General features: G+C 38.3%; 10 protein-coding genes and 1 pseudogene. 10 read left to right on the top strand and 1 reads right to left on the bottom strand.

The window, feature by feature from the left end:
• Nucleotides 1-5 precede the first annotated feature (5 nt).
• The 8 genes and pseudogenes from AB1K80_RS13320 (at nucleotide 6) to AB1K80_RS13285 (ending at nucleotide 7629) form a co-directional block, all read left to right on the top strand.
• Nucleotides 6-2111 (top strand): MMPL family transporter, encoded by a 2106-nt coding sequence (locus AB1K80_RS13320; protein ID WP_412857162.1) that lies wholly within the window; start codon nucleotides 6-8, stop codon nucleotides 2109-2111.
• Entirely contained in the window at nucleotides 2112-2783 is a 672-nt protein-coding gene (locus tag AB1K80_RS13315; RefSeq protein WP_412857161.1) for a response regulator transcription factor, read from the top strand.
• Complete coding sequence (locus AB1K80_RS13310; protein WP_412857160.1) at nucleotides 2780-4150, top strand: sensor histidine kinase; 1371 nt, start codon at nucleotides 2780-2782, stop codon at nucleotides 4148-4150. The genes AB1K80_RS13315 and AB1K80_RS13310 overlap by 4 nt, the downstream gene beginning before the upstream one ends.
• Before the next feature lie 141 nt (nucleotides 4151-4291).
• Nucleotides 4292-4531: a helix-turn-helix transcriptional regulator gene (locus AB1K80_RS13305; protein WP_412857159.1), complete on the top strand. Its 240-nt coding sequence runs from the start codon at nucleotides 4292-4294 to the stop codon at nucleotides 4529-4531.
• Complete coding sequence (locus AB1K80_RS13300) at nucleotides 4521-4865, top strand: DUF2178 domain-containing protein (protein ID WP_412857158.1); 345 nt, start codon at nucleotides 4521-4523, stop codon at nucleotides 4863-4865. The genes AB1K80_RS13305 and AB1K80_RS13300 overlap by 11 nt, the downstream gene beginning before the upstream one ends.
• A gap of 94 nt (nucleotides 4866-4959) precedes the next feature.
• Nucleotides 4960-5446: pseudogene (locus tag AB1K80_RS13295) on the top strand (LURP-one-related/scramblase family protein).
• Nucleotides 5447-5615: 169 nt separating this feature from the next.
• Nucleotides 5616-6974 carry a TcaA 3rd/4th domain-containing protein gene (locus AB1K80_RS13290; RefSeq protein WP_412857156.1) on the top strand — a complete coding sequence of 453 codons (1359 nt, stop codon included), beginning with the start codon at nucleotides 5616-5618 and terminating at the stop codon, nucleotides 6972-6974.
• Nucleotides 6975-7041: 67 nt separating this feature from the next.
• A complete protein-coding gene (locus AB1K80_RS13285; RefSeq protein WP_412857155.1) occupies nucleotides 7042-7629 on the top strand; it encodes an Imm64 family immunity protein in 588 nt (195 codons plus the stop codon).
• A 59-nt stretch (nucleotides 7630-7688) separates the two neighbouring features.
• Here the strand turns inward: AB1K80_RS13285 and AB1K80_RS13280 are convergent, their stop codons facing one another.
• On the bottom strand, nucleotides 7689-8399 hold the full coding sequence (locus tag AB1K80_RS13280) for a GntR family transcriptional regulator (protein ID WP_412857154.1): 711 nt from the start codon (nucleotides 8397-8399) through the stop codon (nucleotides 7689-7691).
• A gap of 156 nt (nucleotides 8400-8555) precedes the next feature.
• On the opposite strand from AB1K80_RS13280, the gene AB1K80_RS13275 reads away from it, so the two are divergent.
• Together AB1K80_RS13275 and bglA are read left to right on the top strand one after the other, a co-directional pair.
• Nucleotides 8556-10451 carry a beta-glucoside-specific PTS transporter subunit IIABC gene (locus AB1K80_RS13275; RefSeq protein ID WP_412857153.1) on the top strand — a complete coding sequence of 632 codons (1896 nt, stop codon included), beginning with the start codon at nucleotides 8556-8558 and terminating at the stop codon, nucleotides 10449-10451.
• A gap of 12 nt (nucleotides 10452-10463) precedes the next feature.
• Nucleotides 10464-11903: a 6-phospho-beta-glucosidase BglA gene (bglA, locus tag AB1K80_RS13270; RefSeq protein WP_412857151.1), complete on the top strand. Its 1440-nt coding sequence runs from the start codon at nucleotides 10464-10466 to the stop codon at nucleotides 11901-11903.
• The last annotated feature ends 365 nt before the right edge of the window (nucleotides 11904-12268 follow it).

Raw genomic sequence — 12268 nt, 5'->3', positions numbered from 1 at the left:
AAACAATGAGATCATTCATTGATAAAATAGCAACAAAAAAGGGAGCTTGGCTAACGGTTATCGTTTGGTTTGTTTTCATGGTAGGGATAAGTGCTGGACCAACATTAGGGGATTATAAAGTAACAAATTTTCAATCATTGCCTGATGAAGCGCAATCCATGATGACGCAAGACCAGTTAGATGAGTATTTTCCAAATGACAAAGGGACACCTGGGATTTATGTTTTCCATCATCCAGAAGGGGAATTACCGATAGATGATGTTTATACCATCATTGATGGCATTCAAGAGGCGAAGATTGAGGGAATTGAAGAGATTGTCGATGTTTCCGCATTGCCTCCACAAGCATTATCAGCCTTTTTATCAGAAGATAAGACGACAATGATCGTACCAATGAATCTGAAAGCAGGATTAGGAAATGCTGAATATGCAGAGATTAATGATGAAACGACCAAAGTAGGGACAAACATTGCGAAAGAGTTAGATACTGATTTTTATATTACAGGACCAGCGGGAATTGCTGGTGACACAGTCAAGTTATTTGAATCAGCTGATTTAAAGCTATTGTTTGCGACAGTCGCGATTATATTGGTTTTATTAATTGGAATTTACCGTTCCCCATTATTAGCGATTATCCCTTTATTTGCAACGGTAGTGGTCTATCAAGTTGTCAATCAAGTCGTAGCTTTACTTGGAGCGGGCGGACTTGAAATCAACAACTCTACGACCTCTATTATGAGTATTTTGTTATTTGCGGCCGTGATTGATTATTCGTTATTTGTCTTTTCCCGTTATCGTGAAGAGTTAAATCATGATGAAAATCAATTTGAAGCGATGAGAGTAGCTATGCGTGCGACGGCAAAACCAGTATTATTTGCAGGTGGTACGGTATTTGCTGCTATGATCATTTTATACGTAGCTGACTTCCGGGATTATCAAAACTTTGCCCCAATCTTCGGAACAGCTATGGTCATCATTATGTTGGCCTCTGTCACACTGATTCCGGCACTATTTGCGTTATTTGGGCGTAAAGCATTCTGGCCAAAAGTACCGAAATACGGTGTAACCAATGAAGTGAAGCATGGCATTTGGGGACCAATGGCGAAATTTATTGTTGGGAAACCAGTTGTAGTTGGTGTAGCAGTATTGCTGTTTTTAATCGTGACAGCGGCGAATGTGTTCAACTTAAATTATGAATTTAACTCAGTAAAAAGCTTCCCTAAGGATTTGCCATCTCGTGTAGGATTTGAAATCGTTGAGGAGAAATTTAATAAAGGCGATTTGGCACAAACAACGGTACTTGTGACTGGAGAAGATTTAACTCAGGAGCATTTACAGGAGATCTCTTCCTCCTTCTCAGAAAATGAAGAGATCGGTTCTGCGAGACCTTCAGGCTTAACAGAGAATGGGGAATACGGTAAAATCACGGTATCATTAAAGATGAATCCGTATAGTATCGAGGCGATTGAGTTTTTGGAGGATTTCCGTACAGATCAAACGACTTACCGTTTATCAAATGATCAAGAAGTCGATTTGTCCTTTGCGGGGACAACGGCAAAATTAGTGGATGAACAACAAGTCAATAATGGAGATATCAAAAAAATTGTGCTTCTAGAAACATTACTCATTTTTGTCTTGTTACTGGTGATGACTCGTTCCATTAAAATGCCACTTTATATGATGGCGACCATTTTAGTTTCATTTGTATCTGCGCTAGGGTTAGGGATTTTCTTAGTAGATGTGCTATTTGGTTACGATGCTATTTCTACGCGTGCTCCCGTATATGCCTTTATCTTTTTAGTGGCATTAGGCATTGACTATAATATCATCTTAGTGAGCCGGTTCTTAGAAGAACGTAAATCTCTCAACGTGAAGGCCGCATTAGAAGTTGCTTTACGGAATACAGGTGGGGTGATCTCATCAGCAGGTATTATTCTTGCAGCAACATTTGCGGCATTAATGACGATGCCTATTACCGATTTGTTCATTTTTGGTTTTATCGTGGCCATTGGGATTATCATTGATACATTCTTAGTTCGAGGAATGTTATTACCATCACTTATATTATTCTTTGAAAAAGATAAAACTAAGGTGGAAAAGGAGGAAATATAATTGCATTTATTGGTCGTGGATGACGATGAAGCCATTTTGCAATTAGTTTCCATCCATTTAGAACAGGCAGGATATGATGTGAAAAAAGCAAGCAATGCTGAGGCAGCGCTTGCTTTTTTGCAACAACAGCATTTTGATTTAATCATCATCGATGTGATGATGCCTGGAATGGATGGTTTTCAATTGGCAAGCATTGTCACCAAACAATATGAAGTGCCTGTGATCATGTTAACGGCAAAAGGACAAATTGAAGATAAGCAAAAAGGGTTTGAACAAGGTATTGATGATTATATCGTCAAGCCTTTTGAAACAAGTGAGCTGCTCTATCGCGTAAAAGCCATTTTGCGGCGTTATCGCAAATCTAGACAAGCGTTAACGGTTGTCGGAAATATGAAGATTGATACGAACAGCTGGGAATTAACGATTGCCAATAAGCAATATATATGGCCCATGCGTGAGTTGGAAATTTTAAATTACCTGTTACAGCGCCCAAATCGCAATGTGAGCCGGTGGGATTTAATTGATGACATATGGGGAGATACGTTAGAACAACCAGAGTTCACATTAAATACCCATATCAATCGTATACGTGAACGATTAAAAAGAGCAGAGGCGAATGTTGAAATTGTGACAATACGAGGGTTCGGCTATCAACTTGAGGTAAAGGAATGAAATTACTACAACGCTTTATTTTATATACGTTTGTGATCATTTGTATCAGTATTTTCATTGGTTTTATTTGTTCTAATTTTTTATATAATGTCTTTGTTAAAGAACAAATGAATGAACGATATTTAGGCATTGCGGAACAATTATCAACACAAATGGAAGAGCACGAAATCACGTTACAAGCATCATCAGATTTTCTCAAGACAATGAGCGATTTAGGCTATCAAATCGCACTAGTGAAAAGCGATGGAGACAAGATGGTGATTGGTGAACCTTTTCAAAAGAATGAATTGAATGATGACATGTACGCCTTGTTTGAAGGGGAAAAATCGTATAATGGGATCAAATCTTTCAAGAATTCATCTTTAATGATGAGTCATTTTGCAAATGATATCGAAAATACGGTCGGAACAAAAGTAACACTTGAAGGTGAGGACTGGGCGTTATTTTTACGTTCAAATAATACGAGTTTCTTTACAGAGTTTCATTTGATCATCTTTGGCTTTATATTTGCCGTCTTTGTGAATAGCATCATTGGGATCTTATTCATGTCTCGCAAATTAACCCAGTCCCTTTCAGAATTGACGAGTGCAACGCAAGAAATGGCCAATCATAACTTCGAATATCCATTAATGATTAATCGGAAAGATGAAATCGGACAGCTTGCCGATAGTTTCCGATTGATGCAACAAAGGTTAGCCAATACAGATAAAGCGAGGAAGAAGTTTATCAATAATGTCTCACATGATTTTCAATCTCCACTTTTAAATATACGAGGCTATTCTGAACTGCTTCATGATGAGCTTTCAACTGAAGGGAAAAAATACAACAAGATTATCCAAACCGAGGCGAAACGATTATCAAACTTAACCAAACAATTACTCATTCTGACCTCAATTGATCAAGGAACATACCCGATCAATAAACAGTTAGTCAGAATAGACGAACAGCTCCATCAAGTGGTCCACTCCATGCTATGGCGAATAGAGGAAAAAGGTCTTGAAATTAAGATTGATTTGCAGCCTGTCACGATTTACGCTGACCGTACGTTATTAATCAATGTATGGGAAAACTTAATTGGCAACGCCATAAAATACAATAAAGAGTATGGAGAAATTAGCATTCAATGTGTGGAAGAAGACGACAGGGCAGTCGTGAAGATTAAGGATAGTGGCATAGGCATTGAAGAAAAAACGATCGAAAAAATATTTGAACGATTTTATCGAGTCGATAAGGCTCGTAACAAAGAGGGAATGGGCTTAGGATTAGCCATCGTTCAAGAAGTATTATCGTATCACAACGCTTCTATTGAGGTAGAAAGTAATCAAATAGAAGGAACGACCTTCACCACCGTTTTCCCTAAGAAGTAAAAGAGTCTCGTTTGATTTCCTCAAACGAGACTTTTTATTTTTACGGCAGATTACCATTTCATAAAGTATTTCATTATTTTGTATAAGTTTACTTTACTTTTGTAAAATATTAGTTTATGGTGATGTTAAGAGGTGATGGTGATGAAAGGCAATTTTGGGGATTCGATATCAAACAAGGTGTATGAATATCGGGTGCTTGCCAGACTGTCTCAGCAGGAGCTTGCTCAGAAGGTCGGTGTGTCTAAACAAACCATTTTCGTAATGGAAAAAGGAAATTATGTACCTACCTTACTATTAGCTTTTCGTATTGCAAATTTCTTCAAAGTTGATGTTAACGATATTTTTACATATGTCGAAGGGAGTGGAGAAGATGAATCATAAGGGGGATCTAGTAAATACCATCTTTTATCCTTTAAAAACGTGGGTAGAAGCATCAGCGGCTAATTGGAATATGCTAATTGGTATCGGATTTGTATTGCTTTTGGTCGGATTGACGTTGACCGTCGTATTTCTTAAACGAATGGGAAAAGCTGATGAGAGAACAAACCAGATTGCTTTAAAATGTTGCCTCTATATGTTATTTGGCATCATATTGTGTGACATTGTTTTTCCAAAAGAGTATATGTGGCAAATCTTCTTTTTATTTAAGTATTCTCTTGCAACTCTTGCATCAGGCATCTATCTAGCGGTTCGATATCAATTAGATTTTAGCTAAAATGCCAGTTGTTCAATCAATCATTTTGAAGCAACTCTTATTTTTTAAATCATTCACTTGTAAAATTTTATTCTTTCACTCAATGGAGGCATCTATGAAACAACTTTTTATCAAACAAAAGATATTCAGCCTAAGTGACAAGTTTACCGTAAAGGATGCACAGGAGCGGGATGTTTATTATGTAGAGGGAAAGTTTCTGCAAATACCAAAGACGTTCACCATCCTAGATACAGAAAGAAATGAAGTGGCTGTGATTTCGAAAAAGATGTTTAGTTTTCTCCCGAAATTTCTCGTTCAGATCAATGGTCAAGAGGTGCTATGTATTCAGAAAGAGTTCTCTTTCTTTAGAGCACGATATTCGATTGATGCGGCTGGCATAGAGGTACAAGGAAATTGGTGGGATATGGACTTTGACGTCTTACAGAATGGCGAATTGATCGGTCAGGTGAACAAAATACAAGGTTTCTATATTAAAAGAGGAGATGGAGGCTGTGGTCATTGCGCTAGTTGTTGCGATTGATTGTGTGAAGGCGGATAAGGCTTCATCATCTTCTTCTACTTTTTCTGCATCTTCGGATTAATACATCATGACGAATTGAAAACCTTAATTGGGAAAGCCTTTTAAGGTTTTTTGCTGTTTTTGAATGAGTCTTATTCATCATAGATTATGAATTTTATGGTTATGAACCTATTATTTAACTTTGGTGTTATAATGATCAAATAATAAATATAGGAACAGGAGCATGAGGAATGAAGAAAAAGACGTTATTTATGATAGGTAGTACGCTAGCAGTGTTATTCATCATTATTTTCTTGATAGCCGGACGATCCACTCATCCTGCAGATTTAGCAAAGCAATTTAAAGAAAAAGTGGAAAGTGGCGATGCGAATGGGCTAGTTAAATTAGTCAAACTTCAAAGAGAAGATATGTCATGGGATAAAAAAGATGCCGAAGCCATCATTGACTATCTAAAAAGTGAAAATAAAGAATTCCAAAATCAAATAGAGTTATTAGAGGTTCAAGCAAACTATTATGTTCCAGATGGTGAGAAAAGTATTGAAACGACGATTGCTGAGAATTTTTTTGGTGAAGCCATTATGTCCATGGGGCCGTTTTTTATAGATAAAGAAAAAGGGCTATTTGGAAGAGATACATATACACTGAAAGCCAGAGCTTATAAGGTAGAGGTCGAAGCTACGAAGGGAGCCGAGATCGAATTTAAGGGTGAAAAAATCAATTTAGACAAAAGCAACTCAAAGTTTCTAGGGTATTTCGGGCCAGGTGTGTATGAAATAAAAGGAGAAAAGAAGTTTGACTATACAACAGTAAGTGATGAGGAAAAATTCACGCTTTTTGATGGAACTTCTTTTGAAGAAACAGTCACACTTAATTTTTCAGGTGAGAATGTGAATATATCATCTTCCGTACCTAATACTGAAATCGTGGTGAATGGAAAAGGAACTGGAGAGAAAATAGAGGAAGGTACTACATTTGGTCCTGTGAAAGACGGCATTTCACTTCAAGGGAAGGCTGAATTTCCATGGGGAGAATCCAAAAGTAAAGAATACAAAGTAAAAGTTGAAGAAGACAATGATGATGACTCGTTTTTAGGATTTTCCGGGTCAACGAATGGATATGATTTAACACCTAGTCCAATTAACAATAAGACCATGAAAAATAATGTGAAACAAGTGATTAATGATTTTGCTAAGCAGAGAATAGAAGCGCAAAATGCAAAGGATGCAAATAAATTAAAAAATGTGTCTGATCAATTAAAGAAGGAATATATAGAAACGATTGCTGATTATGATTCAAAAAATTACTTTGAGGGAAAGGCACTGGGGACAAGAATTGATTTTTCAAGAGCCAGCTATGAGTTTGGGAGTGGAGGTTCACATTTACTACATATCCCAGTAGAATTTCATGATAAAACAAGACAAGTGTATGAATACTTTGATAGTGAAAGCGAAGAAGGATTTTCAGAAGTTGAACTTATTTTAGAATATATAGAAGATAAGAAATCATGGATCATTAGTCGTGTTGAAGATGATTACTCATATGATGAAGATTATATGACGAGCAATGAAGTAGAAAAAACAAGTTTTTAATTTGATGTCGTCGATTTCTGAATGAAGAGATGCATGAACGTTTTTGATAATGGAGGAATCACAGATAGTGGGTGCATATATCAATGTGGGCATCGTCTTTGGCGATGAGTGTCATGTAGTAGAAGTGTTTCGTGATTTTACTCAGTATCTAGAGAAAAAGGGTGTTACCTTTACAAAGGTGAAGTACAGTCTCGATGTGGATGGTGACAACTGGGTTGAACATATGATAAAAGAGAATGTCATCAAGGATGAATGGTTATTTGGTTATTTTACAGAATTCGAATTATCGAGATGCCTCCATCTTCAACATGTCACATTCACTATTCATCAAGAAGAAGGATACTTTGGATTTTTATTGGATCTGGATTTGGAAGAGGTCGTTTCAAATGATGTATTCACTGTTCAACGTCAATTGGTAGAATGTCTTATTGAGCTTTATCAATATCTGCCTTTTGAGTATTCATTCATTGGTGTGGAAATTGAAATCGAGGTCCATCCACGTAACTTTGAAGCTTTAGTACAAAAAGATCATGGTTATCCAGTCGGTCTAATTGGGAAACAAAATGATATGGATGTTTATTATGATCAATTTGCAATTGATGGTATGTCTAGGCAAGAAAGACGGAAGGAACGTATACCGATAGAAAAGAAATAATATTCTTCCTAGCACCCAAAACAGCCTTCTGATTTGATCAGAAGGCTGTTTTCAATTCATCACCCATAGTAATTATTCGCTTGAATAAAAAACTGAGACTGCATGTAGTTATAGGTAATTTTGGAGAAGTCGAAGGGTTGTCCATTTGTGAGATGGAAGACGGTTTCAACGCGAAGGGCGGGATCGTATGGGTTGAGGCCTAGATGCTTCGCTTCAATGTCATTCAGTTTATCGACTTGCAAGTACATGTCAGAGAAGCCTACTTTGAGACCAAGCCCTTCACTTACAAATTTAAAGACCGATTCTTCGGCAATTTCTGTGTTGAGATAGGGAATCAAAGTTTTACAATAATAGGATTCTTCTAAGCATAACGTTTGTCCGTTGATATAACGAATGCGTTTGAGGTAGAAGACATCATCATCTTGCTCGATGTTCAAGTTTAGCGCAGCTTCTTCTGGCGGCTTGATGGTTTCTAACTTGATGACTTCAGACGTCAACTGAAATTCCTCTAAGTCTTTTTTAAACCCTTGGTTGGATAAAAGACTGATGTAGCCTTTGCGTCGATGTCTCCTAACGAAGATGCCGCTCCCTCTCACTTGATAGACAATTCCCTTTCTTTCGAGTAAGTCTAAAGATTTGATAATTGTACTTTTGCTTACAGCAAATTGACTCATAAGTGTTTCAAGTACAGGGAGTTTGTCTCCTTGTTGAAGCTCATGAGTGACAATATATTTTTCGATATCGCTTGCAATTTGTTGATACTTTAACATAGCCATTTCCTCTTCATTTTCACGATGGATTATCTTCGTATTATAGCACATAAAAAAATTTCTATGACAATACAATTGAAAAATTATATATGTATTGATAAATTGTACCGGTATAATTATAATGAACTTATACTAGTAGGGATAAGGGGGGATTATATGTCAAAAGTAAGGGATTATCAAAAACTTGCAGAAGACATTTTAGAGGCGGTTGGTGGAGAAGAAAACGTAGTCAGTGCCGCAAGATGTGCCACACGGTTACGTTTGGTACTGAAACGCTCGAATCCAAAGGCGAAGGAAGCCGTCAATTCACAGCCTGGTGTTATTACCGTGGTGGAAAACGGCGGTCAGTTTCAAGTCGTGATTGGTCAGCATGTCGGTGAGGTGTACGAACATTTTGCAAGCCTCGTTCAATTACAATCATCTGATGAAGACTCCAATAATGAAAACAAGGGAACTATATTGAACCGAGTCATTGCCACCATGTCAGCTGTGTTTGCACCGTTTGTGTATATATTAGCTGCAGCTGGTATTTTACAAGGGACATTGATCTTAATTAATTTATTATTTCCGAATTTTTCGAAAACGGGTACGTATGAGGTCTTTAGTTTCATTTCGTGGGCCCCGTTTACGTTTTTACCAATTTTCATTGCGATTACGGCATCCAAGCATTTTAAGACAAATATGTATATCGCAGTTGCGTGTACTGCAGCACTTGTCAGTCCAACCTGGACAGAAATTGCTGGACGCGTAGCATCAGGAGAGGGCGTTACTTTTTTAGGAATTGCTTTATCTGAAACAGTTTATACGTCATCTGTATTGCCACCCCTTTTCTTGGTTTGGATTCTTTCATATGTCGAGAAGTTTTTAAACAAGAGAATTCATGAGGTGGTCAAGCCTTTATTTGTACCATTCATTTGTATGGTGGTCATGGTCCCATTAACGATTCTTATCATTGGTCCACTTTCTACAGCGGGTGCAAATGGTATTGCAAACGGATACAATTTCTTAGCTGAAAACGTACCGGCATTAGCAGGTGCGATTATTGGCGGACTATGGCAAGTTCTTGTTATCTTCGGTGTTCACTGGGGCATTACGCCGATGGTGCTTGCTAACTTTGAACAGTATGGACGGGATTCGTTCCAGGCGTATCAAACCATTGCGGTTATCGCTCAAGTCGGTGCTGTCTTAGGTGTCATTATAAAAGCGCGAAGTCGTGAAACACGTAAAGTCGGGGTTTCTGCAGGAATCACTGGTTTCTTTGGTATCACGGAACCTGCGATTTATGGGGTCACGCTACGTTTCAAAAAGCCATTTATTTTTGGATGTATTTCTGGCGCAGTCGGTGCCATTGTCGCTAGTTTCTTTACGCCATATTACTTTGCATATGCAGGCTTACCGGGTCCGCTTACGATTGTGAACGGCATTAATGCAGATTATCCAACGTCAATTATTGGGATCCTAATTGGTGTGGCGATTGCCCTCATCTTGCCAGTTGTGCTTATTCAGTTGTTTGGTTATGGAGAAGATACTGTAGAGAAAACAACAGATCAAACACCTGCGAAAGAAGAGAAGCTAGAAACGATTGCCACAATGAACAATGAAGAAACAGTTACTGCACCATTTGCAGGAAAGATCATGTCACTTTCTGAAGTGCCAGATGATGTGTTTAGCTCTGGAGCAATGGGCAAAGGAATTGCGATTGAGCCAACAGACAATAAGGTATATGCACCATTTGACGGCAGTGTGGTCATGCTCGCACCAACAAAGCATGCCATTGGATTACGTTCAGAGTTTGGTGTAGAGTTACTCATTCATGTAGGAATTGATACGGTTTCTCTAGATGGAACAGCATTCACACTCAATGTGAAAGAAGGCGACAAGGTGCAAAAGGGTGACTTGATGATGACATTTGATCAACAAGCCATTGAAAGCAAAGGATTGAAAACAATCACACCTGTCATCATCACCAATACACAAGCTTACGAAGATGTGATGATTGAAGAACTGACAGCATGTCAGCCGAATGACGTCATCATGACAGTAGTGAAATAGGAGGAATAAAACATGACATTACCAAAAGATTTTCTATGGGGCGGCGCGTTAGCTGCACATCAATTTGAAGGCGGATGGAATCAAGCAGGAAAAGGACCGAGTGTTGTAGATGTAATGACAGCCGGTGCTCACGGAGTACCTAGACAAATCACTGAGACAATAGAAGAGGATCAATTTTACCCGAACCATGAAGCAATTGACTTCTATCATCGCTATAAAGAAGATATTGCGATGTTTGCAGAAATGGGCTTGAAATGTTTACGTACATCTATTGGATGGAGCCGTATTTTCCCTAAAGGGGATGAAGCAGAACCGAATGAAGCTGGCTTACAGTTCTATGATGATGTATTTGATGAGTTACTAAAGCATGGCATTGAGCCTGTCATTACGCTATCTCACTTTGAAATGCCACTTCATTTGGCAAGAGAATATGGCGGGTTTAGAAGCAGAAAGGTCGCTGAGTATTTCGCCAAGTTCGCGGAAGTGTGTTTCAATCGCTACAAAAATAAGGTCACATATTGGATGACATTCAATGAAATCAATAACAAAATGGATGTAAACAACCCAATATTCTTATGGACAAATTCAGGAGTATCGGTCAAAGAAGGCGAAAATGCCAAAGAAATTATGTACCAAACAGGTCACCATGAATTGCTTGCGAGTGCATGGGCAGTGGCAAAAGGAAAAGAAATCAACCCTGACTTTAAAATTGGAGCGATGGTTTCCCATGTGCCGATCTATCCTTATTCATCAAATCCAGATGACGTCATGCTAGCTGAGGAATATATGAGACAACGTTATTTCTTCCCAGATGTTCAAGTGCGAGGCTACTACCCGAGCTATGCATTAAAAGAATTTGAACGTGAAGGCTACCATATTCCTATCGAAGAAGGCGATGAAGAAAGTCTATTGAAAGGAAAGGTTGATTACCTTGGCTTTAGCTACTACATGTCGACAACCGTCAAAAGTGATGCAGTCGCCGACAATAGTGGTGACATTGTGAATGGCGGATTGCCGCATGGTGTAGAAAATCCTTATATCAAATCCAGTGATTGGGGTTGGTCCATTGACCCAACTGGATTAAGATACACATTGAATCGCTTTTACGACCGTTACCAAATCCCGTTATTTATCGTGGAAAATGGTTTTGGTGCGATTGATACTGTGGAAGAGGACGGATCTATCCATGATCCAGAACGTATTCAATATTTAGCTTCCCATATTGAAGCACTGAAAAAGGCAATCGAATATGACGGTGTGGACCTCATTGGCTACACACCTTGGGGCATCATTGACATCGTTTCATTCACAACGGGCGAAATGAAAAAACGCTACGGAATGATCTACGTTGATCGTGATAACGAAGGAAACGGCTCAATGAAACGTCTCAAAAAAGATTCATTTAACTGGTACCAAAAAGTGATCGGAACGAACGGCGAACAATTGTCATAGTCAAGAAGGAACCCGGATGAGCGTGGGAACAGCGCTAGTTCGGGTTTTTATTGTTCTAGTAATATATGCTCGGTCTTCAATTATTATTGACGCTTGGGTGCATAAGGAACATTCAATTATGAGTTGTTTTGATATGAAAAAGTACAGTCCCTATTTTTATAAAGAATATATATTTTTTGGGATATAAATACAACTTAATAGATCTTATTAACCGGTACTTTTGTGGTTTTAAAGGGTATCCTTCCCGATTTTCATTCTAAGTGCCTATTCTTCTGTTGTGTTAGTCACGGTAAAATAGACCTTATGATTAATACTGGAGGGAGTGACTTTTTCTGGGTAAGATACTTGATGCAAAAGCACTAACA

It is taken from the genome of Bacillus sp. 179-C3.3 HS (genome assembly GCF_047229225.1).
Taxonomy (GTDB): domain Bacteria; phylum Bacillota; class Bacilli; order Bacillales; family Bacillaceae; genus Bacillus.
The sequence above is the reverse complement of the archived record's forward strand: the minus strand, read 5'-3'. Positions and strand labels throughout refer to the sequence as shown.

Bases quoted from the DNA above. Each gene is read 5' to 3' on its own strand.
- AB1K80_RS13320 (WP_412857162.1), top strand. From the start codon at position 6: ATGAGATCATTCATTGATAAAATAGCAACAAAAAAGGGAGCTTGGCTA.
- AB1K80_RS13310 (WP_412857160.1), top strand. From the start codon at position 2,780: ATGAAATTACTACAACGCTTTATTTTATATACGTTTGTGATCATTTGT.
- AB1K80_RS13305 (WP_412857159.1), top strand. From the start codon at position 4,292: ATGAAAGGCAATTTTGGGGATTCGATATCAAACAAGGTGTATGAATAT.
- AB1K80_RS13300 (WP_412857158.1), top strand. From the start codon at position 4,521: ATGAATCATAAGGGGGATCTAGTAAATACCATCTTTTATCCTTTAAAA.
- AB1K80_RS13290 (WP_412857156.1), top strand. From the start codon at position 5,616: ATGAAGAAAAAGACGTTATTTATGATAGGTAGTACGCTAGCAGTGTTA.
- AB1K80_RS13280 (WP_412857154.1), bottom strand. From the start codon at position 8,399: ATGTTAAAGTATCAACAAATTGCAAGCGATATCGAAAAATATATTGTC.
- AB1K80_RS13275 (WP_412857153.1), top strand. From the start codon at position 8,556: ATGTCAAAAGTAAGGGATTATCAAAAACTTGCAGAAGACATTTTAGAG.
- bglA (WP_412857151.1), top strand. From the start codon at position 10,464: ATGACATTACCAAAAGATTTTCTATGGGGCGGCGCGTTAGCTGCACAT.